Origin of the sequence: Lysinibacillus canaveralius (assembly GCF_047301505.1) — a bacterium.
In the GTDB taxonomy this organism is placed as follows: domain Bacteria; phylum Bacillota; class Bacilli; order Bacillales_A; family Planococcaceae; genus Lysinibacillus_B.
The window spans coordinates 603,737-630,446 of the sequence record NZ_CP154840.1; the positions used below are offsets into that span (position 1 = coordinate 603,737).

General features: G+C 41.2%; 19 protein-coding genes. 17 read left to right on the top strand and 2 right to left on the bottom strand.

From position 1 onward, the window contains the following. Nucleotides 1-273 precede the first annotated feature (273 nt). From AA0Y26_RS02925 to AA0Y26_RS02985, 13 genes are all read left to right on the top strand, one after another. On the top strand, nucleotides 274-1,443 hold the full coding sequence (locus tag AA0Y26_RS02925; protein ID WP_413364965.1) for a PDZ domain-containing protein: 1,170 nt from the start codon (nucleotides 274-276) through the stop codon (nucleotides 1,441-1,443). Nucleotides 1,444-1,796: 353 nt separating this feature from the next. Next, nucleotides 1,797-2,411 carry a TVP38/TMEM64 family protein gene (locus AA0Y26_RS02930; protein WP_413364967.1) on the top strand — a complete coding sequence of 205 codons (615 nt, stop codon included), beginning with the start codon at nucleotides 1,797-1,799 and terminating at the stop codon, nucleotides 2,409-2,411. A 77-nt stretch (nucleotides 2,412-2,488) separates the two neighbouring features. Next, nucleotides 2,489-6,019 carry a helicase-exonuclease AddAB subunit AddB gene (gene addB, locus AA0Y26_RS02935; protein WP_413364969.1) on the top strand — a complete coding sequence of 1,177 codons (3,531 nt, stop codon included), beginning with the start codon at nucleotides 2,489-2,491 and terminating at the stop codon, nucleotides 6,017-6,019. Next, complete coding sequence (gene addA, locus AA0Y26_RS02940; RefSeq protein WP_413364971.1) at nucleotides 6,006-9,731, top strand: helicase-exonuclease AddAB subunit AddA; 3,726 nt, start codon at nucleotides 6,006-6,008, stop codon at nucleotides 9,729-9,731. Before addB ends, addA begins: the two co-directional genes overlap by 14 nt. A 262-nt stretch (nucleotides 9,732-9,993) precedes the next feature. Beyond that, nucleotides 9,994-11,166 carry a DUF418 domain-containing protein gene (locus tag AA0Y26_RS02945; RefSeq protein ID WP_413364972.1) on the top strand — a complete coding sequence of 391 codons (1,173 nt, stop codon included), beginning with the start codon at nucleotides 9,994-9,996 and terminating at the stop codon, nucleotides 11,164-11,166. Nucleotides 11,167-11,223: 57 nt separating this feature from the next. Continuing rightward, nucleotides 11,224-12,126, top strand: a complete 903-nt coding sequence (locus AA0Y26_RS02950) for a fumarylacetoacetate hydrolase family protein (RefSeq protein ID WP_413364974.1) — start codon at nucleotides 11,224-11,226, stop codon at nucleotides 12,124-12,126. A 283-nt stretch (nucleotides 12,127-12,409) separates the two neighbouring features. Next, complete coding sequence (locus AA0Y26_RS02955; protein ID WP_413364976.1) at nucleotides 12,410-12,793, top strand: YisL family protein; 384 nt, start codon at nucleotides 12,410-12,412, stop codon at nucleotides 12,791-12,793. A 281-nt stretch (nucleotides 12,794-13,074) separates the two neighbouring features. After that, nucleotides 13,075-14,553, top strand: coding sequence for an alpha-amylase family glycosyl hydrolase (locus AA0Y26_RS02960; protein WP_413364978.1), 1,479 nt, complete (start codon nucleotides 13,075-13,077; stop codon nucleotides 14,551-14,553). A 659-nt stretch (nucleotides 14,554-15,212) separates the two neighbouring features. After that, the gene (locus AA0Y26_RS02965; RefSeq protein WP_413364980.1) at nucleotides 15,213-16,244 is read left to right on the top strand and encodes an ABC transporter ATP-binding protein; all 1,032 of its coding nucleotides are present in this window, start codon (nucleotides 15,213-15,215) and stop codon (nucleotides 16,242-16,244) included. After that, nucleotides 16,222-17,178 (top strand): ATP-binding cassette domain-containing protein, encoded by a 957-nt coding sequence (locus tag AA0Y26_RS02970; protein WP_413364982.1) that lies wholly within the window; start codon nucleotides 16,222-16,224, stop codon nucleotides 17,176-17,178. The genes AA0Y26_RS02965 and AA0Y26_RS02970 overlap by 23 nt, the downstream gene beginning before the upstream one ends. 1 nt (nucleotide 17,179) lies before the next feature. Continuing rightward, nucleotides 17,180-18,142 (top strand): oligopeptide ABC transporter permease, encoded by a 963-nt coding sequence (opp4B, locus tag AA0Y26_RS02975; protein ID WP_413364984.1) that lies wholly within the window; start codon nucleotides 17,180-17,182, stop codon nucleotides 18,140-18,142. 35 nt (nucleotides 18,143-18,177) lie between these two features. After that, entirely contained in the window at nucleotides 18,178-19,101 is a 924-nt protein-coding gene (locus tag AA0Y26_RS02980) for an ABC transporter permease (RefSeq protein ID WP_413364986.1), read from the top strand. A 183-nt stretch (nucleotides 19,102-19,284) separates the two neighbouring features. Continuing rightward, a complete protein-coding gene (locus tag AA0Y26_RS02985) occupies nucleotides 19,285-21,102 on the top strand; it encodes an oligopeptide ABC transporter substrate-binding protein (RefSeq protein WP_413364988.1) in 1,818 nt (605 codons plus the stop codon). Nucleotides 21,103-21,164: 62 nt separating this feature from the next. On the opposite strand, the gene AA0Y26_RS02990 is transcribed toward AA0Y26_RS02985, so the two are convergent. Next, nucleotides 21,165-21,971 (bottom strand): Cof-type HAD-IIB family hydrolase, encoded by an 807-nt coding sequence (locus tag AA0Y26_RS02990; protein ID WP_413364990.1) that lies wholly within the window; start codon nucleotides 21,969-21,971, stop codon nucleotides 21,165-21,167. A gap of 125 nt (nucleotides 21,972-22,096) precedes the next feature. Here AA0Y26_RS02990 and AA0Y26_RS02995 point away from each other — a divergent pair, with 125 nt between their 5' ends. Together AA0Y26_RS02995 and AA0Y26_RS03000 are read left to right on the top strand one after the other, a co-directional pair. Next, complete coding sequence (locus tag AA0Y26_RS02995) at nucleotides 22,097-22,852, top strand: prolyl oligopeptidase family serine peptidase (RefSeq protein WP_413364992.1); 756 nt, start codon at nucleotides 22,097-22,099, stop codon at nucleotides 22,850-22,852. Nucleotides 22,853-22,907: 55 nt separating this feature from the next. Further along, a complete protein-coding gene (locus AA0Y26_RS03000) occupies nucleotides 22,908-23,222 on the top strand; it encodes a metal-sulfur cluster assembly factor (RefSeq protein WP_413364994.1) in 315 nt (104 codons plus the stop codon). A gap of 169 nt (nucleotides 23,223-23,391) precedes the next feature. On the opposite strand, the gene AA0Y26_RS03005 is transcribed toward AA0Y26_RS03000, so the two are convergent. After that, nucleotides 23,392-24,090 (bottom strand): Crp/Fnr family transcriptional regulator, encoded by a 699-nt coding sequence (locus AA0Y26_RS03005; RefSeq protein ID WP_413364996.1) that lies wholly within the window; start codon nucleotides 24,088-24,090, stop codon nucleotides 23,392-23,394. Nucleotides 24,091-24,262: 172 nt separating this feature from the next. On the opposite strand from AA0Y26_RS03005, the gene AA0Y26_RS03010 reads away from it, so the two are divergent. Together AA0Y26_RS03010 and AA0Y26_RS03015 are read left to right on the top strand one after the other, a co-directional pair. Beyond that, the gene (locus AA0Y26_RS03010; protein WP_413364998.1) at nucleotides 24,263-26,386 is read left to right on the top strand and encodes an ATP-dependent Clp protease ATP-binding subunit; all 2,124 of its coding nucleotides are present in this window, start codon (nucleotides 24,263-24,265) and stop codon (nucleotides 26,384-26,386) included. Between the two features lie 51 nt (nucleotides 26,387-26,437). Next, nucleotides 26,438-26,659, top strand: coding sequence for a hypothetical protein (locus tag AA0Y26_RS03015; protein ID WP_413365000.1), 222 nt, complete (start codon nucleotides 26,438-26,440; stop codon nucleotides 26,657-26,659). Nucleotides 26,660-26,710: the final 51 nt, after the last annotated feature.

A 26,710-nucleotide genomic window follows, 5' to 3' on the forward strand; every position in this document is an offset into this window, starting at 1 on the left:
AACTTCTTTCAGCAGAAGTCTCATCCTCTACAGGTAACGAGATAACGATAAGTTTAGGCAGCTTTTCAGTGGATGCCTAAACACCCGCTGAAAAAAGAAAGCCTCCGGCGGATGTCACGGATTTAAAAGATCCTTGAGGGGGTGTCAGCCTAGGTACGTCGCATTGACAACGGCTGACTGACCCACGTTCTTTGGATCTGAGCATAAAACTGAATCTGAGGACACGATTACACCGGGGCGTAATTGATTGAGTGAGAGACGGCAGGTGGAATTATGTACGCAACAATTTTAGTAGAATTACTTCAAGGAATCGGACGGTTTTTGATCAATCCTCTATTCTATTTAACAATTATGTTTGCTGTCCTTTTGGGCTATACACGTGTAAGAAGGGAAAGAAGGTTCTTTCATATTCGTGTTGCAAATGGCTGGTCTGAGCTGAAAAGCAGCTTGACTGGCGGGTTGTTAGTCTCACTGGTTCTCTCTCTTGTCATTGTGGCAGCAGGACTTGCAGTAACTCCTCAGTTTCTTCTTGTATTGAGCGTTATAACGATTGTCGGGATGATTTTGTATACCCTTCATCTTTTGTCTTCTGTTATCCTGATTACGGCAAGTTTTATGGTGCTTGTTGTTTTGAATCAGACAGACATGGCCTTTACCTTTATGGGCATTGAAGTGGATGGGGCTGTGTGGAATGATGCGAGCGTTGTTCCACTTTGTATCCTTGCGGGATTACTCGTAATGGTAGAAGGCTGGCTTATCCGGAAAAAAGGTGCTTATTTTGCCTCGCCCATTCTTGAAAAGACAAAGCGCGGCATGAAGGCGGTTGCTTATTTATCAAAGTCTGTTTGGTTACTGCCGTTATTATTGGTTGTACCAGGAGAAGGGATTTCTTCCTATGTACCATATTGGCCGCAGTTTACGCTTGGAGAAGAATCCTTCAGTCTTGTGCTGTTCCCGCTTGTCATTGGATTTCAACAGAAGGTCCGTAAGACATTGCCGATCTACTTTTATCCAAAGCTGGCAAGAACGGTCACATTACTTGGTGTGGCTATCACACTGGGAGGAATCACTGGGTATTTCATGAAGGAAGCGGCATTCATCATGCTGCTGGCGGGTTCGCTTATTCGTCTGCTCATTACACTGCAATATAAAATGCAGGAGCGTGCTGATGTTTATGCAGTTGCCCCAAGCTCTAATGGTGCCATGATTGCGGCAGTCCTACCGAATTCACCCGCAGAAAAAATGGGATTGGTTACAGGTGAAGTGATCAAGAAGGTAAACGGTCGTGAAGTGCAGACTGAACGTGAGTTATATGAGGCGCTGCAGGTAAATGCAGCCCATTGTAAAATTGAAGTGCTCGACCATCATCAGGAACTCCGGCTGACACAGCATGTTGTTCATAGTGATGATCATCATGGCATCGGCTTGTTGCTGGCAAGGTAGAGAGACATCTCCCGTTTTTTACGGGAGATGTTTTTTTATTGAGCAATTATAATAGTGGTGTGTTTCAACAAAGAGGGTAGAAGAAAAGGGGGAGGAAATTTAGCACAAATCCTTTGAAAACCTCTTTGTAATAAAAACGTCTATACTAAGGATGAAAACCAAGGCTATGAATGGGGAATATTAGTTGTTTTTGCATGAAAACGGGCTATAATCTTACTGAGAAACTTGAGTTAGCGGCAGCTGTTTTCTTATAAAAATTTAAGCTTGAGGTTTTTGAACTTCACTTTTGTATTATAATAATATCCAGAAATTAACGCTTTAAGAAATATAGATTTGAATTTGGGGTGGTTTATATGTTCGATTGGCTGACGGTTGAGAATATAGAAGAGATAGAAAAGTATTACCGGACATTGGGGCCACTTGTCGGCATACTGCTGCCTTTTATTGAAGCTTTTTTGCCCTTTTTGCCTCTATTTGTCATCGTGGTAGCGAATGTTAATGCTTTTGGGTTGTTTTGGGGATTTATCATATCGTGGATCGGTACCATTCTTGGTTCTTATGCGGTGTTTTTAATTGTTCGAAAGTATGGACAGCATCCGAGACTTCACTTTTTCACGCAGCGGAAACGGATTAAAAAGCTAATTAAATGGGTGGACATGAATGGGTTGAGCCCATTATTTGTCTTGCTGTGCTTTCCATTCACACCTTCCGTCCTCGTGAATATCGTAGCGGGGCTCTCTCACATCCATCGGCATTTTTATTTATTGGCTGTCATTATAGGAAAGCTAGTGATGATTTTTTCCATGAGCTTTGTTGGACAAGATATCACCGAGCTGCTTCATAATCCAGTTAAGCTAATCCTCTCTGTCATCGCTATTTTCCTGTTATGGGTCTTAGGAAAGGCAGTAGAAGTAAGATTGAACAAAAGGGTAGAGCGTGATTTGCGAAACCGCCATAAAAAGGAATGAAAGGCGAGCTTTTTCGGCATACACGAACATGTATTCTAAGGTACAATGGGTCTAATGAGTTTTAAGGGGGAATTACTGTGTCACTACGTATCATTTCAGGACGCGCAGGCACGGGGAAAACGACGTTCATTCATGAGGAAATCGTACAGGATTTAAAAAATAATCCACTCGGAAACCCGATTTTCCTTATTGTGCCTGATCAAGTATCCTTTACGACCGAGTTTGAGATGACAAATAATTATGATATACGAGGGATTATGCGGGCGCAGGTATTAACATTTAAGCGTCTGGCATGGTTCATTTTGCAGGAAACCGGAGGCATTGCGAAAGAACGAATCGACAGTTTTGGCTATCGCATGCTGCTCCGTAGAATACTAGAAGAACATAAAGAGGAGTTCAAGCTATTCAGACAAGCTGCTGGCAAACGGGGTTTTACACAGGAAGTGGAAATACTTCTGCGGGAATTCAGCCAGTATGATATTACAAGCGAGTCAATTGTGCCGCTTATTGAAGAGTTGGAACAAGCAAATGCCTCTCATACATTGATTGCAAAGATGAAGGATTTCCAAATTATCTTACGGGAACTGGAGGAGCGAATCGGTGACGGTTATGTCGACGGGGAAGGATTTTATCCGCTTCTTGTCGAGCAATTAAAAAATTCCTCCAGAATCCATGATGCCCATGTGTATATCGATGGCTTTGTACTGTTCACAAAGCGCGAGTTTGCCATTGTCCAGCAGCTGCTTGCTTTGGCAAAACGCGTTACAATTGTACTTCCTTTTGAATCACCATTGGATATACAAGATACAGATGCCCTGTTTTACCGCGCAGCAATGTCCTATGATAAATTACTTTCAGAAGCGATGCAGCTAGGAGTAGATATTGAGCCGCGTGTTCACCTAGAAAAGAGTTACCGTTTTGAGAATGAAGATTTAAAGCATATTGAGCAAAATTTTCATGCGCCTGTTCCATCAGTAACACAATCGCAGGGCTTCGTGCAGGTAATTGAAGGAACGAACCGACGGGCAGAAATACAGGCGATTGCCCGGGAAATAACAAGACTTGTGCAAGAAGAGGGAATGCATTACCGCGATATTGGTATCATGTATCGACAAGCCGACGTATACGACCCTATTATCGCCACAACATTTACACAATACGACATCCCATTTTTCTCCAATGAAAAGCGCCCTATGCTGCATCATCCACTGATTGAATTAACCCGGTCTGCTTTAGAAGTTGTCACATCAAACTGGCTGTATGAGCCGGTATTCCGCAGTGTGAAGACAGATTTATTCTTCCCAAAGGGGAGTAATATCCATGAGATGCGCGAAAATATGGATCAGCTTGAGAACTTCGTCATCGCTAAGGGTATTATCCGGGAACGCTGGAAGAAGGATGATTACTGGGAATATAGACGCTTCCGTACATTAGAAAAGCTAGGCTATGTGCAAAAAACTGCTGAGGAAAAAATGCAGCAGTTCCTGATAGAGATGCGGGATATCATTCGCACCCCGCTAGTTAAGCTGGAAAGCAAGCTGAAGAAGGCGGAAAATGGCCTCGCTATTGCTCAAGCAATCTATGAGTTTGTAGAAGGTCTGGAAGTTTATGAGAAACTAGATCGTTTAAAAGAACAAGAGCTTGAAAACGCTGAATATGAACAAGCAAACGAACATGACCAAGTCTGGGACGGCTGGGTGAATGTGCTCGATCAGTTTGTGCTGATGTTCGGAGATCAAAAAATCCCCCTTGAAGATGCCCTCCAATTGCTGGAAGAGGGATTTGATTCATTGAAGTTTTCCAGCATTCCACCGAGCATTGATGAAGTGACAGTTTCAACACTCGATGCTTCACGCTTTGATAACAAGAAGGCAATTTTTGTCATCGGGGTCAATGATGGTATATACCCTCAGCGTATAGATAAAGAAGGGCTTCTTAGCGATGCAGAGCGTGAGAATTTTGATGCGGTGCATTATGAGCTGGCACCAAATTCCAAAAGCAAGCTATTTCATGAAGCGTTTTTAATCTATCGGGCGATTTCCTCACCGACAGATCGGCTTTACTTGACGTTTGCTAGTGCTGATGAAGAAGGCAAAGGGCTTCTTCCTTCGCTTTACATCAGCCGGATGACCAAGCTGTTTGAAGGAATGCCTTACAACCGGGTGTTTATTGATCCGGTTGAGGAACTTAATCACCAGAATGCCATTCACTATTTACGTCATCCGTCTCCATCTATTGCCTATTTGACGATGCAATTAAAGTATGCGGATATTTTGAAGAAGCCGCTGGAACCGATTTGGGCGGCGCTCCAGGCATTTTATGATCGAGACCCTTATTGGAAATCCATTCTGCAGAAGGTTTCTAGGCCGATTTATGAGAAGAATGCAGCAGAAACGTTGACGAAGGAAAATACGGCAGGGTTATATGGGGACGAGCTGTCAGCTAGTGTCTCGCGTATTGAGAAATTCTACAGCTGTCCTTTTGCGCATTTTACAACATACGGTCTAGGGTTGGAAGAGCGCCAGCAGTACAAGCTGGAATCCTTTGCGATGGGAGATTTATTCCACGAAGCACTGCGCACTATTTTAACGACCGGGGATATGCCGCCAAAAACATATGGGGAGTGTTTGGAGAAGGCAAGAGATACAGTTAATCCGCTTGTTGCGGTATTTTCCTACAATATTTTAGACAGCACCTCCCGGTATATGTATATCAAGGAAAAGCTGATTCGTATTGTGGCACGGACATTATATGCATTGACACAGCAGGCCCAGTATTCGAAATTCAAGCCGATTGCTCATGAAAAGCCGTTCGGCAAGTTCGATCAGAAGTCAACGAAGGAAGAAGAAAAGCCGTTATCTGCTCTAGAGCTGCAGCTTCGCCATAATCGTAAAATGGTGCTGCGCGGACAAATAGACCGTATAGATGCCTATGATGATGGTGATAAGGTGCACCTGCGTGTAGTAGATTACAAATCATCTCGCCACATGGTTAGCTTAAACGAAGTGTATCATGGATTGTCCTTGCAGCTGCTCACTTATTTGGATGTGGCCCTGCGGAATGTCGATGAACTACTGCCAAATGAAAATAAGGAAGTACTCGTATCACCGGCAGGCATGCTATATGTGCATGTGCATGATCCGCTGCTTTCCTTCCAGGACCTTGTAGATGTGAATGTACAGGAGTTAAAACGCCTGGAAGAATACCGCATGTCCGGTTTAGTGACGACGAATGAAAAAGTGCTGACGGCTATGGATGAGACACTTGAAAATCGTGGAGATTCAAAGGTTATCAAGGTTGGGATGACAAAGAAGGACGGCTCATTTAAAAAGGGTTCCATTGTTATTGAGGATGAACTGTTACCGACACTGCAGCAGTTTGTTCTTGAAAAGCATAAAGAAGCAGGCAATGAAATTTTTGAAGGAAAGACATCAATTACACCGTACCGTCTACAACAAAAAACGGCTTGCGAGTATTGCAACTTTAAATCAGTTTGTCAATTCGATCCAAGCGATGGCTCTCAAGGGTATAGGGATTTACCAAAGCTTGAAAAGCAAGAAGTCATGCAGCAAATTCAGAAGGAGTGTGGTATAGATGGCTACGAGTGAAGCGCAAAAGACAAAATGGACTCCAGAACAGCAACTTGCGATTGATTCGAATGGCCGGGATATTCTAGTAGCTGCTGCAGCGGGTTCAGGGAAGACGGCCGTACTGATTGAACGATTAATTCAAAAAGTACTGGATAAGGATAATCCGGTCGATGTAGATCAATTACTTGTCGTGACGTTTACTAACGCATCGGCTGCTGAAATGCGCAGCCGTATGGCGGAGGCATTGGAAAAAGAAATTGCAAAGGCACCCGACAGCAGGTTTCTTCGCCGCCAGCTGAGCCTGATTGGAAAAGCTCAGATTTCTACCCTGCACTCTTTCTGTCTGACGATTTGCCGGCAGTATGCTTATATGATCGATTTAGACCCCGGCTTCCGTATTGCCAGTCAGGATGAAGTTTCACTGCTTCGGGATGATGTATTGATGAATGTGCTTGAACGCGCATATGGCGGGCTGGAGGAAACAATCAGCCTCGAAGAAATGTATAGACTTGTTGATAGTTTTACATCTGACCGAAGCGACCAGCAAATTGAACAGCTGGTGGATAAATTATATGAAATGTCACGTGTTCAGCCGGCACCGTATGAATGGTTAAAAGCGTTGCCGAATGCCTATGATATTCCAGCGGATACAAAGGTAGACGAGCTGTTTTTCATCGATGAAGTGAAAGCTGCATTAGTGAATGAAGTGATGATGGCTAAAAACCGCATTGATGAAATGAATTCCTATGCAAACGAGGCATATGGTCTCCAAAGCTATGTAAAGGTTATTGAGGCAGATAAAATGCTTCTGAATACACTGCTTCTTGCATTGCAAGAAGGAACATGGCAGGAAGTGTATGAGCTGCTTAGCAACCTAAAATGGGCGACGATGCCAAGGTTAGGTAAAAATGATGATTTCGATGAAGCAGCAAAGGAAAAGGCAATGAAGCTTCGTAACAGCGCGAAGGACATCATTACAAAAAAGATTAAGACACCTTACTTTTCACGTTCTCCTGAGCGGCTGCTAGAAGAAATGCGAATGATGAAGCCAATTATTGAAACGCTTGTTCATTTGACAATTGTTTATAGTGAAGCATTCAAAGCAGCTAAACTAGAAAAGGGCTTGGTAGACTTTTCAGACTTAGAGCATTATGCGCTGGAGATTTTGACGGATGAAGATAGAAATCCATCAACTGTAGCGAAGGATTTCCAAGAACGATTTAAAGAAGTGCTTGTCGATGAATATCAGGACGTGAACATGCTGCAGGAGACTATTCTCCAGCTTGTGAAAACAGGGGATACAGAAAACGGCAACATGTTTATGGTAGGAGACGTGAAACAGTCAATATATGCTTTCCGTCTTGCGGAGCCCCGCCTTTTCATGGACAAGTATAAACAGTTCCAGCTATCTACAGAGGATGATGTACAAACCGGATTGAAAATAGATTTAAATGCGAACTTCCGCAGTCGTAAGGAAGTATTAACTAGTACAAACCATGTATTTGAGCAGCTGATGGATGAAGCGGTTGGAGAAATAAATTATGACGAAAAAGCCGCATTGAAATTCAAGGCCAGCTATAACGAAAAGAATGTCCCAGTAGAGCTTGTTTTGCTGAACGGTGGGGATAACGTTTCGGACGCTGCTCCTTGGGACGGGGAAGAAGTAGATTTAGAGGCGGAAGAACTAGAAAGCTTACAAACCTCCCAGCAGGAGGCGCGTTATATGATTAGCCGCATCCAGCAGCTGGTAGAGGCGGAATATCCCGTATTCAATCCAAAAGACGGTACGACACGCCCCATTCGGTACAGTGATATTGTCATCCTCATGCGTTCAATGACATGGGCTTCGGAGCTGTCAGAAGAGTTTAAGGCGGCTGGTATACCGTTATATGCTGAATCGTCAAAAGGTTACTTTGATGCGCTCGAAGTGATGATTATGCTTAATTTACTAAAGGTAATCGACAACCCATACCAGGATATCCCGCTTGTGTCTGTCTTACGTGCACCGTTTATCGGTCTAACGGAAAACGAACTTGCGGAAATCCGCCTTGCAGAACGTAATGTGCCATTCTATCAGGCATTGAAAACTTATTTGCAGCAGGCAATGGGCAATATTCATCCAGAGACATTGAGAAAGCTTGAAAAGTTTTTGGAGCATCTTCGAACTTGGCGTGCCGAGGCACGAAGAGGTCCGTTAGCTGATTTAATCTGGGATATTTATTTAAAAACGAATTACTATGAAATGGTTGGAGCAATGGCAAACGGCAAGCAGCGTCAGGCGAATCTTCGTGCACTGCATGACCGTGCACTAGCTTATGAAAAAACGTCCTTCCGCGGACTGTTCCGGTTCCTGCGCTTCATCGACCGAATGAAGTCACGCGGGGATGATTTAGGAATCGCCAAATCGATCGGGGAAGCGGATAACGTAGTCCGGCTTGTGACAATTCACTCGTCCAAAGGATTAGAATTTCCGGTTGTGTTTGTCGCAGGTCTTGGGCGGCAGTTTAATATGATGGATTTCCACGGCTATTATTTATTTGATCAGGATTTTGGAATGGCAGTAAAGGCTGTCCATCCACAGGACCGGGTTATGTATACTTCCTTGCCATATTTAGCGCTGAAAAATAAGCGGGTAGCGAAAATGAAGGCTGAAGAAATGCGGATTCTTTATGTAGCAATGACCCGGGCGAAGGAAAAGCTGATTCTAGTCGGCTCTGTAAATGATTGGGACGATACGCTGAAAAAATGGAGCGAGGTTCAAGAGCTGCCGGAGGATGCCATATTGCCGAATCATATACGGGCAGGTGCTAAAAATTATCTGGATTGGATAGGTCCAGCAGTAGCGCGTCATGAGGATTTCAAACCTCTTCTTGTAGATGAGGAGGAAAGCGCTGAGGTCATTACAGACTTTTTGTGGAAAGTTGAGGTTGTTCCAAGCGGCCGCTATATCCAGAAAAAGCTTGGCGGGAAAGAAGATGACGAGGTGCTAATTGAGCAGCCTGAAGTAGATGAGGCGCTTGTTAATGAATTGACAAAGCGCTTTACGACAGTGTACCCGTATATGGAGGCTGTGAACAAAAAATCAAAGACCTCTGTTTCGGAAATTAAACGTTATGAAGCGATGCAGCGGGCAGAAGAACAAGACCCGCCATTTAACCTTTTGAAACAATCAAGCAAGGGACTCATCCGTAGACCGATGTTTATACAGGAAAAGAAATTATCGGGAACAGAAAGAGGAACCGTTGTGCATACAGTCATGCAGCATGTACCACAGCAAGGGTTTGAAAGCATTGAGCAGGCAAATATATTTTTAAATAGTTTAGTAGAACGCCAGCTTCTCCATCAGCGAGAAGCAGAGGCGATCGATATGGAAGATGTCATGAAATTCTTTGCATCATCTATCGGTGAACGATTCAAACAGGCAGTATTTATGCTTCGCGAAGTACCATTTACGCTGAGCCGGACAGACCGAGAAGGAGATGCACAAATTGTGCAGGGAATCATCGACTGCTTGTTTAAAGATCAAGATGGTCGCTGGGTGCTGCTGGATTATAAAACGGATCGGATTAGACCACCGTTTAACCAAGAACCGGCACTAACAAAAGAAATGCAGGATCGTTATAGCCTTCAGCTGGCTATTTATGAGGAAGCGATCCAGACAATCAATCAAATACAAATTGATGAGCGTCTTCTCTATCTTTACGATATTGGAGAAGTACTGGCGATTTAATGAAGAGACTGGCATAAAGAAGTAATTTCAGACTAGCAAAAAGCGAAGTTGTTAAACATACACAACTTCGCTTTTATGTTTTTCTAGAAAAAAGCGAATCCAATTAAATGAATTCACCTTTATATTTTAAATTAGTTTTTATCCCAGCTGCTTTTTATTATTTCCTCCTATAAAAATGGAATATTTTTATCAAATGACCAGTGGGTATTCGAAATGTCCGCGATGTATTGTAAGATAGAGGAAGAGTAGAGGAGGGCTTTATTTGAATTTTCAACCAACACAATTGAATGAACGTGTGACAACAATTGATATCATACGCGGGTTCAGCCTGCTGGGAATTTTACTGGTCAACATATTTGGCTTCTATCTGCCCCAGCCTTATATTTCTCTAAATGATTGGTTCACAGAGGCAGTCGATATTATTTGGCACCAGGTGCTGGATATATATGTACAAAGTAGTTTTTATCCGTTATTTTCAATGTTATTCGGGTATGGTTTAGCAATGCAGTACATGAAAGCGCAGCAAAAGGGTACAAATTTTTATAAATTCGCCCCAAAACGTCTAATCATACTATTGATTATCGGACTTATGCATGCTTTTCTCATATGGTGGGGAGATATCATTGCCATGTATGCTTTTTGCGGCTTTTTTGTGCTGGCGCTCATCCGCTGTAATAGCTGGGTGCTGCTAGCGATCAGCCTACTGCTGCAGGGAATTATTCACGGGCTGTATTTATTAATGTTCAGCTTAAGCGGCATGATAAACGAAGAAATGAGCGGAACAGCGGTGGATATTCAAAGTGTGCAGAATGCGGTGACAGCCTATTCCACAGGCGGCTACATGGAAGCATTTATGCAGCGTTTACATGATTTATCCTTGCAGATGAGTGTGAGCATGTGGTTTAGTTCATTGTTTATTATTTTACCATTTATGCTCATGGGTGCAGCAGCGGCAAAATGGCGTCTTATCGAACGCGCTAAAGAGTTGAAAGGCCTCTGGGTTTTTCTAGCTATTGCATTTACGGCAGCGGGCTTATTCATTAAAAGTGCACCGAGCAATTTTTCTTATACGTATCTACTATACTATTTAAAAGTTTATGTAGGCGGCCCAATGTTATCGGTAGGCTATATCGCCATTGTTGTCCTGCTCTGCATGGTTCCTCTCCTATTAAAGGGACTATCGCCGATTGCTAAAATAGGCCGTATGTCCATGACGATGTATATCCTGCAATCAGTTATCTGTACAACCCTTTTTTATAATTATGGGTTTGGACTGTACGGTAAAATCGATGTACCAACAGCCGTGTATATTGTACTGGGAATCTATGCGATTCAGGTAATTATTGCGGAGCTATGGTTATCCAAATTCAAACAGGGCCCGCTTGAAGCAGCAGTGAAGAGATTAACTTATGGAAAAATGTATTCGGAAAAGTAAGGAAATTTATGAAATTTTGCGGTATGATGAAGAAAAAAGAAGGAGCGCTTGTACACTATGAAACTATTATCGTTTAAGCTAGACGGACAAGTAAAATTCGGACCAAAAGTGAAAAAAGAAGATGCAGTCTGGGACGTATTAAAAATTCAGGAAGAATTGAACGTCCTTCCAACCTTCCCGTCTACAATTATTGACGGTATCTCTCTAGGATTTGATTTTGTAGAGCAGACACGTAAATTAGTGGAAGCAGCACTTACAAGTGAGAAGGCAGATGCTTTTAAGTATACATTTTCAGAAATTGAATGGCTTTCTCCAATTCCACGTACACCGAAAAATATTTTGTGCGTAGGGAAAAATTATAATGAACATGCTATTGAAATGGGAGCTGAAAAGGCACCGGAAAATATTATGGTATTTACAAAATCCCCGACTGCTATTGCAGCGGATGAAGCGACATTACCGATTCATACAGATAAAACGGATTCCCTCGATTATGAAGGGGAGCTGGCGGTAGTAATCGGCAAGCGCGGTCAGAATATCCCGAAAGCAATGGCATATGACTATATTTTTGGTTATACAATCGGCAATGATTTATCAGCAAGGGATGTACAGTACCGTCATCAGCAATTCTTCTTAGGGAAAAGTCTGGATGGTACATGTCCACTTGGACCTTATCTTGTATCAAAAGATGAAATTCCAGATCCTCAAAATCTAACAATTGTAACAAAAGTGAACGGGGAAATACGCCAGAACGGCTCGACAAAGGATATGATGTTCCCGGTAGCGGATATCATCTCGATTGTTTCACAATATGTAACGCTTGAACCGGGGGATGTTATACTAACGGGCACGCCTGAAGGAGTAGGGAAGGCTATGAACCCACCGCAATTCCTGAAGGCAGGGGACGAAGTGAAGATTTCGATTGAAGGAATCGGTACATTGGCAAACCGTTTTGCCTAACAGAGTTAATGTTCTTTCAATAATATTAATAAAAACAGAAGGGCAAGGCTGAGCAATCAGCTTTGCTCTTTTTATATCAGAAAAAGTTTTAGGTTAGAGAAATAGAAAATTATCTCTTACTGCTGTAAAGAATGCATAATGTGCAATTTTCTTATTTTCTAAGTCTTCATTCTGACAAATTTGTTATATAGGAAGGGTTTATATAAACGAATTCATTGAATACGCGGGCTTTGGCATGGTAGGATATTGCATGTAGAGAAAAAATAGAAGGTGGGAACAATAAATGGACTTTTTAACAAGCAGCACACACCTGCATCTTACAACGTGGATCATTGCATTGATTCTATTTTTCATCGCTGCTGTTTCAGCGAAGAAGCTTACAGGTGTACACATGGTATTGCGTGTCTTCTACATTCTGATTATTATCACAGGGGGCGCTTTATTCCTTGAGCACCGTGATACAATTGCAGCCATGAATGATGGCAGCGGAATGACGTATGACATGAAAGTATTATTTGGTATTCTTGTAATTGGCTTTATGGAAATGATTCTAGCTCGTAAAAATAAAGGAAAATCGGTTAATATTTTCTGGGTATTATTCGCCATCGTATTTTTAGTGACATTATACTTAGGCTTAAGCGGCGGAATTGGCTGGGATTTATTCTAATCGAAAGGCTTTGGAGATGTAGGCATCTTCAAAGCTTTTTTCTTTGCAGTGGTTTTTCCTACATATTTAATAGGAAAAAGATTATTAATCTACAATAATATTCAAACGATAATAATTAGCGGTATTATAAGGCGGAGACTAAAAATATACAGAGACGAGCGAGCAGAACGCTTGTCACGGATTTGACGTATATTTGGCTGTTTATTTTCGAAAACTCACTACATATGAAATAAAATTTTGGTAAAATGAACAATGGATTGGTTTGAAAGAGAGGGATTAATTTGCGATTTAAGAAATGGATCGGTACAGCTGCAGCGAGTGTATTGCTTGCGATGAGCTTTTCAGCAGCTCCTATGCAAGCGGAGGAAGCACGTACTATCGCTGATGAGAGTATATATGATGTGCTGGTGGACCGTTACTTTAACGGCTCCGGGGCAAATGATGAAAATGTAAATACACAGGACCCGACGCAATTTGCAGGAGGGGACTTTGCAGGTTTAATTAGTCGCGGGGATCATGTTATTGATATGGGCTATACGGTTTTATCGATCGGCTCTGTTTTTGCGACGGAAAAGTACGATGGCTCATTAGTAACAAGCTATACAGCATTTGAACCTCACTTCGGGACGTCCGAGGAATTTATCGACATGGTAAAATTCTTTAATGATAAGGATATCGAGGTCATGGTAGATTTTCCATTAACGAATGTTAGTGCAAATCATGAATGGGTACAGGACCCTTCTAAAAAAGAATGGGTAGCAGGTACAGCTGATGGACTCGCTCAGTTTGATTTAGAAAATGCAGATTTCCAAGCAGGGCTTAAGTCAGCAGTTGTGGATTTTGTTTCTACATATGAAGTAGGGGGCATCCGTTTAACAAATTTGGGGGAAGCTGATACAGCCTTTGTTAACGAATTAATCAGTTCCATTAAAGGTGTCAACCAAGATATTTATGTCATTTCAAATGAGGAAAGTGATGCTGATTTCGATGCGGATTTCCACGCAGAAACACCAGTATTATTCAGTGGATCTTACAAAAATGTAGACTTATCATCAAATGAAGTGACAAAGTATGTGGAGGGTGTAGTAGAGGGAGATGCCAAACCTTCACAGCTGATGATCGATTCCATTTGGACAGATCGCTTCACTTACGCAGTTATGTCAGAGGAAGGAAATCATTATCCTCCGAACCGGCTGCCATTAGCCTATGCAGCAACGTTATTAATGCCAGGTGTACCAGTCATTCAATATGGTACGGAAATTGGAATGAACGGGGAAGTTGGTCCCGAATCTCACCAATTATATAATTTTAAAACAGATGAAGAATTCATCGACTTTATCAAAAATCTTCAGTCGCTTCGTAATGATTCAGAAACACTCCGACATGGCGATTTTGAGGTGTTGAAAAATGAAGATGGTTTCCTAGTATTTAAACGTCAATCAGAAAAAGAATCATGGATTGTAGTCATCAATAATACAAGTATTACAAATCGTATAGATCTTACATCAGATGTCATCGGAGAAGAGAAAGAGCTGCGGGGAATGTTCGAAAGCGATATTATTCGTGTAAATAAAGAGGGGAATTATCCAGTCATTCTAGACCGCGAAAGTGTGGAAGTCTACCAGGTAATTGATGAAACCGGCATCAATATGTCTTATGTAATTACACTGGCAATCGTTTATATTTTATTTACAATATTCGTTGTGCTTATAGTGAAGCGTGGTCGTAAACGCCGAGCAGAACAGGATGCACAAAGATAAAAAAAACGGCCTTGGATGCAGACAGCACCCGAGGCCGTTTTTTAACTATAAAAGCATATAGAGGACAAACATTTTATGGAAATGGTTAAATTTACCTTGCATTTTTTTTACAAAAAAGATATTGTAGGTACAGTTATGAAGTCTAATCAGTAGACGTCATACATGCTAATTCTGAAAATTTAGTTAATATATGAGCGATTTTTGGCATACATACTTATCAAAGGTTTTATAGAAAGATATAGATGATTGTGTAGTCTCCCTTGGTAAACTTAAAATGTTTTTTATGCAGAAAAAGAATAAAAATACAGTCTTTATTCATGTGTTTAGTTTTCTTGAAATAACAAAGGGAAAAGAGGAAAACAATAGTCTATTACAAAAAAGGTAAAAACTGCGGGTTAATTATGTCGATTTAAAGCGCTAAAGCACTAAATGTTGTTTAAAAATATATAAACGATAAATATACAAACTATTTAGTTATGTCAGAATAATTTGTAATGTATATATTGACTAGGCCTAATTTAAGAGGTTATAATTCAAAACATCCATAAATGAATATTATAATTGATCGCTTTTTAGGATTATCGACATTCTTTATTCTTAAACCACAGCGTAAATATTCTAAATATTCACACCTATAAAGTTTGGAAAGGAGCAAACAATTGAGAACGTCAGAGGAACTTTTGAAGATTACAGACTTACATACAGGATTCCGAATCGGCGATAATTATTTTGATGCTGTAGATGGTGTTTCACTTACATTACGTAAAAATGAAATTTTAGCCATTGTAGGAGAATCAGGATGTGGAAAGAGTACGTTGGCCACATCGATTATCGGATTGCATGACCACAACAAAACACGTGTGCAAGGAGAAATTTTATTTAAAAATAAAAATCTGGCACGCATGACAGAAGGTGATTTTAATGAAATTCGTGGTCTGGAGATCGGCATGATTTTCCAAGACCCTCTTTCAGCTTTGAATCCTTTAATGCGTATTGGTGAGCAGATTGAGGAAGGACTTATTTATCATACTGATTTGACAAAAAACAAACGGCGGGAACGTGTTTTAGAACTGTTAAATCAAGTAGGAATTCCGAATGCTGAACGAGTAGCACGCCAGTTCCCTCATCAGTTGTCTGGTGGAATGCGTCAACGGGTGATCATTGCGATTGCCATTAGCTGTAAGCCACAAATTATCATTGCAGATGAACCGACGACAGCGTTAGACGTGACAATTCAAGCACAAATTTTAGATTTATTGATTGATTTGCAAAAGGAAACAGGGGCAGGGATTATTTTAATTACTCATGATCTTGGTGTCGTAGCAGAGGTGGCAGATCGAGTAGCAGTCATGTATGCTGGGCAAATTATTGAGCTGGCGCCTGTTGAAGAATTGTTTGCAAATCCTAAACATCCATATACACGTTCACTATTTAATTCTATTCCGCAGATGAACAGTGGGAATGAGAGATTAAATGTAATCGAAGGAATTGTTCCTTCTTTAATGAAACTGCCGCGCCAAGGCTGCCGTTTTGCTCCCCGTATTTCTTGGGTGCCAGAATCAGCTCACGAGGCAGAACCAAAGCTGCATGAACTATCAGAAGGTCATTTTGTAAGATGTTCATGTCATAATCATTTCTACTTTAAAGGCGAAAAGGAGGACATACATCATGAGCTTTATGCAAATAAATGATTTAAAAGTCCATTATCCGATTCGCGGGGGATTTTTCAATCGAGTGATTGACCATGTCTATGCCGTTGATGGTATTACAATGGAAATCGAACGAGGCAAGGCATACGGTCTTGTTGGTGAATCGGGATGTGGTAAATCAACAACAGGTAAATCTATTATAGGGCTAGAGAAAATCACTTCTGGAACGATTGTTTATGAAGGGGAAAATGTTACAAATCGTCGACGCGATCGTAATTCCTCTTACAATCGTGATATTCAAATGATTTTCCAAGATTCCCATTCTAGTATGAATCCAAGAAAGCGCGTTCAGGATATTTTGGCAGAACCAATCCGTAACTTCTTAAGTTTAACTCCGCAAGAGGAGTCAAAAAAAATCAGCGAACTACTGGAAATTGTCGGCATGCCTGAAGATGCGAAAGTAAAATATCCGCATGAATTCTCGGGTGGGCAAAAACAACGTCTTGGGATTGCACGTGCTATTGCCACAAACCCCAAATTAATCATAGCGGATGAGCCGGTATCAGCGCTTGACCTTTCTGTTCAGGCACAGGTACTGAACTTTATGAAAGATATCCAAAATGAATACGGTCTAAGTTATTTATTTATTTCCCACGACTTAGGTGTTGTTAAACATATGTGCGATTATATTAATATTATGTATAAAGGTAGATTCGTAGAAACAGGAACGAAGCAAGAAATATACAGTAATCCGCAGCATATTTATACAAAACGTTTATTATCTGCGATTCCGGATGTTACACCAGTCGGTCGTGAAGAACGGAAACGCGAAAGAATTAAAGTAGAGAGAAACTATCAGCAGGAACATGCGCAATACTTTGATGAAAATGGCCGTGTATTCGATTTGGTAACGCTTACAGATACGCATTTAGTGGCGGCTTCAACTTCAGGTTTGCAAGTGAAGGAGGGAATCTAATATGTGGAAAACGATAGTTCGACGTTTTTTAATTATGATTCCACAGCTGTTCGTTTTAAGTTTAATTATTTTCATGATGGCCAAATTCATGCCAGGTGATCCATTCACCGGGATGATAACACCAGAGACAGACCCGACGCGTATTGAGGAACTGCGTGAGAAGCACGGATTGAATGATCCATGGTATGAACAGTATATACGCTGGATAGGAAATGCAGCCCAAGGTGATTTCGGAATGAGCTATACATTTAAACGTGATGTTGGTGCATTGATAGGGGAACGAGCTGTCAATACATTCTGGCTATCGCTGGCAAGTGTCATCATTCTATATGCGATTGCTATTCCACTAGGAGTACTAGCAGGGCGTTATCACAATTCTTGGCTGGACAGATTAATTATTTTATACAGTTTTGTATCGTATGCGATTCCAACATTCATTCTGGCATTGCTATTCCTATTCTTCTTCGGCTATACGCTTGGCTGGTTCCCAACGAGTGGATCAGTAGACATCAAGTACGATCCGGGAACGTTCGGTTATATAATGAGTAAAATTTATCATATGCTACTACCGGCGATAACATATGCAGTATTAGCTACAACAACGGTCATCCAATATTTGCGTTCTGAAATCATCGATGCTAAAACACAGGATTATGTCCGTACAGCACGCAGTAAAGGAATCCCAATGAAGAAAGTATATTCACGTCATATTTTCCGTAATTCCTTATTGCCGATTGCTGCATTTCTAGGCTTTACAATTACAGGATTACTGGGCGGCTCTATCTTTATCGAAACAATTTTCGGCTATCCAGGTATGGGACAATTATTTATCTCATCCATTACATCCCGTGATTACAGTGTTATTACAGCACTTGTTATGTTATATGGCTTCTTAGCGTTATTAGGTAGTCTATTGTCGGATATCATTATGAGCATTGTGGACCCGCGTATTCGAATTGAATAGACAAAACTAATAAACATTAAGGAGAGGTGAAAAAAATGTCTATCGAATTAACTGAAAATAAAGAATTAACAGTGAGCCCTCCTCCTACCGGTTGGCAGGTCATCTGGAGAGAATTTAAAAAAGATAAAGTTGCAATGGTTTCATTAGTAGGGCTGATTGTTGTCATTTTTGGCGTATTTATTTGGGCGCTGTTCATCGATCAGGATGCCTTAATGAAAATCTCGCTTCGTGACAAATATGCAGCACCAGGCACCGAGAATTATAGTGGACTTGGCTCATATATACTTGGAGCAGACCAAGGCGGCCGTGATATTTTAGGGCAGCTGATTATTGGTGCTAAAAATTCAATTTCGATTGCCATTGCGATTACATTAATTACAGGTATATTTGGAATTGTTGTTGGAATGGTTTGCGGGTACTTTGGAGGATGGATTGATAGTATGTTTATGCGTATTATTGATTTCTTCATTACAATTCCCTCGATGATGTTGATCATCGTATTTGTTACGATTGTTCCAAAGTATGATGTACCAGTTTTTATAATGATTATGAGTATTTTCCTTTGGACGGGGACAGCTCGTCTCGTAAGATCTAAGGCTTTATCTGAAAGCAGGAGGGATTATGTTAATGCCTCCAAAACGCTTGGTACAAATGATTTTATCATTATTTTTAAGGAAATCATGCCCAACTTGAGCTCTATCTTAATTGTTGAAATGACGCTGAATTTTGCAGGAAATGTAGGGATTGAAACAGGACTTTCCTATCTTGGATTCGGTCTTCCACCATCCACCCCATCATTAGGTACACTAGTGAGTTATGCAAATAACCCATTGGTGCTTTATGAATATTGGTGGTGCTGGCTGCCGGCAGCCATTTTTATCCTGCTGATGATGCTGGCGATCAACTATATCGGTCAAGCTCTGCGTCGCGCGGCGGATGCGAAGCAACGTCTAGGTTAACAAGGCCAGTATAAAGACTAATTCGTTAGTCTTTATGCTATCCTTTTAATAGACTGAATATTTACTATACTCTTAATTTTAGGTATGATAGTTTTGGTACCTGCACATTTTCGTAATGTGTTTGTATATATAATTTGCTAGTAAAATCAGAGAAAGCTAGCAGAAAAAAGGGAGGAACAACTAATGAAAAACAAAAGTTGGTCATTACTTGCAATGTTGCTTGCGGTACTTTTAGTTCTAGCTGCATGTAGCGATAGCGACGATTCAACAAAAGAAGAAGGTTCTTCAACTCCGAAAGGTGAAGAAGAAGCTGGCTCAAATGATGCATCATTATCCCTGAGCGTAGAAAATGAAGGCGACGCAATTGAAGGCGGTGTTCTTCAAGTAGCGTTGGTAAAGGATGAGCCTTTCCAAGGTATTTTCAGCTGGGAACTTTATGATGACGGCTATGATTCTGAGTTAATGAATTGGTCATCAAACGTACTCTTTGAGACTGATGGCGAGTTTAAATTTACAGACGAAGGTATTGCTTCTTTAGAAGTAGATGAGGAAAATCTAAAAGCGACTGTTAAAATCCGCGAGGGTGTAAAATGGTCTGACGGTGAGCCTTTAAAGATTGAAGACTTAATCTTACCTTACGAAATTATTGCAGATCCTGATTATGAAGGCGTACGCTATGATGGCGACTTCCAAAATATCGTCGGTGCTGAAGAGTTTCATGCTGGTACAGCAGAAACAATTTCAGGCTTGAAAAAAATTGACGAAACAACGTTGGAAATCAGCTTCAAAAAATTATCGCCAGCAGTATTCTATGGCGGCGACGGACTTTGGGCTTATGCAGCACCATCACACTTGATGGCTGATATCCCTGTAGCTGACTTACTAGCACATGATTTAGTACGTAAAAACCCTGTAACATTAGGTGCATTTAAATTTGATAAAGTTGTTCCAGGTGAATCTGTTCAGTTTGTTGCAAACGAGCACTACTGGAAAGGTAAGCCGAAATTAGACGGTGTATTAGTGAAAGTTGTACCACCAAGTTCTATCTCTGTAGCAATGAAAGAGGGTAAATATGATTTAGCCCAGTACTTCAATGCTACACAATGGCAAGAAATAAAAGACCTGGATAACATCGATATTTTAGGTCGCCAAGAGCTTTACTATTCTTACTTAAGCTTCAAGCTTGGTAAATACGATACTGCGAACAAGCAAGTTGTCTCTGATTTTGAAAATTCAAAAATGGGTGATGTAGAGCTGCGTAAAGCAATGGGCTATGCACTAAACATCGAAGAAGTTTCAGAAGTGTACTACAACGGGTTACGTGAGCGTGCAAATTCTATGATTCCACCAGTATTCTCGTCATTCTTTGACGATTCATTAGAAGGCTACACGTATGATGAAGCGAAAGCAATTGAAATTTTAGATGCAGCTGGCTACAAGGATGTAGATGGTGACGGCATGCGTGAAGATAAAAACGGCCAACCACTTGAAATCAGGCTGGCAGCTATGTCTGGTGACCAAACACAGGAAGATATTATTTCTTACTACCTGCAAAACTGGAAAGATGTTGGGTTGAATGTAGTGTTGACTACTGGCCGTCTAATCGACTTCAACTCATTCTATGACAAAGTCCGTGCTGACGATCCGGAAATCGATGTGTTTATGGGTGCTTGGGGAACTGGTACAAATCCATCTCCATTCGCTACGTATTCGGGAACATCAGCTAATAACTTAGGTCGTTACACAACTGAAGAATTAGAAACAATCTTAAATAACATTGACTCTCCAGAAGCGATGGACAGTGCATACCGTTCTGAACAGTTCCGTGCTTACCAAGAGTACATGGAAGAAAATGCAGTGGTAATCCCAATGCAGTTCCGCTATGAATTGTTCCCTGTGAACAAACGTGTGAAAAACTACAAAGTTGATTACAACGATGCAACTGGAGATAACTTACAAGAAATTGAGCTTGTAGCTGAAGAGCCGATTGCAGGTAATTAATTAGCAGCAGCAAGCAGCAAAAAAGACGAAATCTCCATTTTGGATGATTTCGTCTTTTTTATCTATAGCTTTAACCGGTCAGCCAGGAATTTCCCGATACCGTCTTCATTGTTGCTTAATGTAATTTCTTTTGCTACAGATTTTAGTTCGTCGATTGCATTGCTCATCGCTACACCGATGCCTGCATAATCGATCATTTCCAGATCATTGTCCTCATCACCAAACGCAATGATACGGTCCTGCGGGATTTCAAATTCGTGGGCTATCTTAGATACGCCTACTGCTTTGCTCAGCCCTTTACGGACAATCTCAATGATTGGGAACGGCGCCCCCCATTTTCGATGCTCGATCAGTTCAGCGTGGACATCCTCTAAATGCTTGCGAATAATTGGCACATTATGCTCATTTGCCTGGATGAGAAGACTTGTCGGATCCTCATGCAAAGTGAGCTTTAGATTACCGGTTGTGACTCTCGGATTTCCCATATTAAATACATTCAGTAATTCTTCATTTTCATTGTGAAGGTAAACGTCGTCAATTACCTCGGCGATTAAGTTTTCATATTGGAATTTGTTCACCGAATCCACTACATCGTGGACAACGCTCATGGATATAGGGGAATGCATTGTTTCCCAAGATCGGTTGAGAGGGTGGTGGATAAAAGCACCGTTGAAGTTGACAATTGGTGTTATCAGGTCCAATTCCTTATAATATAGTTGGCTTGCACGAAAAGGACGTCCAGTTGCGATCATCACCTGGTGGCCTGCTTCACGGGCTTTTGCCAATATACTTTTTGTGTATGGTGAAATCGTTTTGTCATCGGTTAATAATGTACCGTCCAAATCTAATACGATTAAATGCTGTTTCATGATAGAAAAGCTCCTTTCGACATTGGTTCAATTTTATCGTTATTCTTTCCGTTTCGCAAAATATTGTAACCATAACCAGTTAATTTTTGATACGCTACTAATGTAAAGATAATGAAGGAGTGAAAATGGTGATTGTACAGAAAGAAAACTGGGGAGGAATTCCCTTATTACATGTATATAATAAAAGAATGCAGAAAGATGCGCCAACCGTCGTTTTTTTGCATGGATTTATGAGTGCCAAGGAACACAATCTCCATTACGCTTATAATCTTGTAGAAAAAGGTGTGCGTGTCATTTTGCCGGATGCCTTTATGCATGGTGAACGTTCAGAAAACTTACCGGAAGCACAAATGAATTCAATATTTTGGCGTATTATTGTAAAGAATATAAAAGAAGTCCAAAGTTTATATGATACTTTACAGGGAAAAGGATTTACAGGAAAAGTGGGCGTTTGTGGAACATCTATGGGCGGTATTACAACAGCTGGCTGTTTGAAGATATATGACTGGATTGATGCGGCTGGTATTTTAATGGGCGTGGTGAGCTATACTGAAATGGCTCAATATCAACTCCGGCAAATGAAAGAGCTGGGGGTGGATCTTCAGCTTACAGAAGAACAACAGCATGCTATTTTAGAAGCACTGCAGCCATACGACCTTATGGAGCGACCTGAGATTTTTGAAAAAGTTCCTGTTATGTTCTGGCACGGAAAAAAAGATCCGGTTGTACCATTCCATATGACTTATCCATTTTACGAAGAGCTTGTTCAGCAGGGAAATCCCCTGAAAGTGGAATACATAGCTGATGAAAAGGCTGGACATGCTGTTTCACGTACGGGTGTGCTTGCTGTCTCCGCATGGCTGGCTGAACATTTGGCATAAAGCTACACTTTTGATATGATGAACCTACACAACTGTGTGAAAGGAAGATGCAGAAATGGCAATTGATCAAGATATGAAAGATAGCATGTTAGGCGCTTTGGAAAATGTAATCGATCCTGAGTTGGGGATTGATATCGTTAATCTTGGCTTAGTATATGATGTTGATTTAAATGAAGAAGGGGTAGCGACTGTTACGATGACATTAACATCGATGGGCTGCCCGCTGGGTCCGGTTATCGTTGACCAAGTAAAAACAGCTTTAGGAGAATTACCGGAAATTAAGGATATCGAAGTGAATATCGTATGGCAGCCGGCATGGTCTAAAGATATGATGTCGCGTTACGCTAAGATGGCACTCGGCATTCGATAAGCATTGTAATTTAAATCCCGCGTTCGTAGTGAACGCGGGATTTTTTAGATAAAAACTATAAACTTCGGGGTTTACAGGATTGTCTTATTATCTGTACTAAAGGAAAGGTGCAGGCTTCCAAAACTTGTTGTAGCTGGTCGCAGCAAGTCCGGCGGGAAAGCGCCTTTTCTTAGTCAATGCGGCAAATGGACAGGGGGCAGTTTTCGCAGGAAATTTCGTCCTTTAAAAATTGCAGATTGTTTATTGTAATGTACCCCTTTTCAAAGCTGAGAATGTCATTGTTTTTCAAGTCATTTAACATACGGTTAATCATTTCTCTACTTGTTGCACAAAGGTTGGCGATATCAGTATTGGTTAAGGCGAAATCAATAAATACCTCATTGTTGCTTCGGAATTCGCCATATGTATTGGCGAGTCTAATAAGTGTAGAAAAAAGAGCCCCTTTTTTTCCGTTTAACATGAGGTCACGCAGCCGGCTTTGATGCTTCAAACTTTCCGTTTGCAGCCATTTTATATATTCAAGCATTAATGGAGGGTTTTCCGACAATAACAATTCAAGGGTATCAGTTTGTAGTGTAAGTAATTGAGAGGATTCTACTGCTTTTGCGGAAGTTGAATGATAGCTTGCTTTACAAAACATTGCACTTTCTCCCATGATCGCGTGTGGTCCGCAGATGCGTAGAGTTAATTCCTTCCCTTGTTCTGTCTCTTTGCTGATTTGAATGGCACCTTGCTCAACAAAAAAAATGTTCTCAGCACGTTCGCCTTCACGGAAAATGTGACTGCCTTTCTTCACTTTAATAATCAATCCGTACTCTTTAAATAAATGGTGAATGTTCAATGGAGCATTGTGTAAAGCGACCATCATAATCACATCCTAAACGTATGATGAAAACATAAAATTTCCTTATAAGTATGATAACATAAGGGATTTGGTAATAAGAGTAAAATTTTGTGAATACATATTTTTGATTTTCAATAAAATATAGTTTATAATTTCATTAGTCAAAGATGGTCAAACTTTATAGGAGGTAGAGGCTATGCAGTTTACACAAACACAAGATAATCGTCCGCCACTGGAGCAATTCGGTCGTAATTTAGTGGAGGAAGTAAAAAACGGCAAGATGGACCCGGTCATTGGGCGAGATGAGGAAATTCGAAATGTTATCCGTATTTTAAGTCGTAAGACAAAAAACAATCCGGTGCTCATCGGGGAGCCTGGTGTTGGGAAAACGGCAATTGTAGAAGGCCTTGCACAGCGTATTGTGCGTAAAGATGTTCCTGAAGGGTTGAAAGACTGTCTATTATATGAACTAGATATGAGTGCCTTGATTGCAGGAGCAAGCTATAGAGGACAATTTGAAGAGCGGTTAAAGAGCGTATTAAAGCAGGTGAAAGAATCTGAAGGACGTATTATTTTATTTATCGATGAAATTCATACAATTGTTGGTGCCGGCAAGACAGATGGAGCAATGGATGCAGGGAATATGCTGAAGCCTATGCTTGCACGTGGAGAATTGCATTGCATTGGGGCGACGACACTTGATGAATACCGGATGTATATCGAAAAGGATCCAGCTCTTGAGCGCAGATTCCAGCAAGTTCTGGTACGTGAGCCGTCTATTGAGGATACGGTATCCATTTTACGCGGCTTGAAGGAGCGTTTTGAGCTTCATCACGGTGTACGTATTCATGACCGCGCTATTATTGCGTCAGCTGAGCTGTCAAATCGTTATATTACCGAGCGCTTCCTGCCTGATAAAGCAATTGATTTGATTGATGAAGCATGTGCAATGATTCGTACAGAAATTGATTCGATGCCACAAGAACTTGATATCGTAACGCGTCGTCTAATGCAGCTGGAAATTGAAGAGCAGGCATTGCGTAAGGAAAAAGATGAGGCAAGCAGAAAGCGGCTGGAAGCCCTTCAAGGGGAAATTAATCACCTTCGCACTTCGACAGAGCAGCTGCGAAAACAGTGGGAGCTTGAGAAGACTGGACTGCAGGAGATTCAGAAAAAACGAGAACAGCTTGATAAATATCGCCGGGATTTAGAAGAAGCAGAAAGTAAATATGATTTAAACAAGGCTGCGGAACTTCGCCACGGAAAAATTCCATCACTTGAGAAGGAGCTAGCGACCTTAGAGGCAGAAATTACGAAAACAGCTGATAACCGTATCTTACGTGAAGAAGTGACAGCAGAGGAAATTGCTTCAATTGTATCTCGTTGGACAGGCATTCCTGTGACAAAGCTTGTAGAAGGAGAGCGCGAAAAGCTGCTTCGTTTAAAAGAGACGCTGCATGAGCGTGTTGTAGGGCAGGAGCAGGCCGTTTCTCTTGTAACGGAGGCTGTATGGCGTGCACGTTCAGGGATTAAGGACCCCACAAAGCCAATTGGTTCCTTCTTGTTCCTCGGTCCGACAGGGGTCGGGAAAACAGAGCTTGCCAAAGCATTGGCAGCCCAACTATTTGATTCCGAAGAGCATTTCATTCGTATTGATATGAGTGAATATATGGAGAAACATAGCGTTTCACGTCTAGTTGGTGCACCTCCTGGATATATCGGATATGAAGAAGGCGGTCAACTGACAGAAGCTGTGCGCCGTAATCCATATTCCGTTGTGCTGCTTGACGAAATCGAAAAAGCACATCCGGATGTGGCAAATATTCTGCTGCAAATATTGGACGACGGGCGCATTACAGACTCGCAGGGCCGTATGGTGAACTTCTCTAACACAGTTGTTATCATGACCTCTAATATCGGTTCGGAATATTTATTAAATCCAAGTAACGAAAAGGAAACGGAAGATTTAATTATGCTGGCGCTTCGGCAGCATTTTAAGCCGGAATTACTGAACAGGGTGGATGATATCATTACCTTCCATGCACTAACACATGCTCACTTCCATGCAATTGTACGAAAATACGTGGAAGCACTCGGAAAACGTGTTGCTGAACAAGAAATCAAACTTGTCGTTGGGGATGATGTCATTGATTATGTAGTAGAGCATGGGGCAGACCCGCAATTCGGTGCACGGCCGCTGAAGCGATTTGTTCAGCGCTATTTGGAAACGGCCGTAGCAAAAGAACTGCTGCGTGGTGAAGTAGTGCCCGGCGGAATGATCGAGCTGATTTTAAAAGATGGAGAAATCAGTGTGAAATAAGTTAACAGCATGTCTCCTTTGGGTATGGTATAAAAAAAGGAGGCGTGAAGTATGGAAAAAAGAGAAGGTAACGGTAAAAATAAAAAAGTGCAGCAAGGAAAAATGGACAATCCGGATATGCTAGATACACAGAAAGAAAGTTTATTTGATATGCATGAAGACATGAAGACGGTGGATCCATTACCGATGGAAGAATTAAATGACCAAGTGAAAGACGAAGATAATCACGAGGCAACAAAGTCGACTTCTGGTTCAGAACGAAGATATAAATAGGCAGCATTGTTAAGAACAAAATTTTATGGAAATACGTAATAAACCACAGGG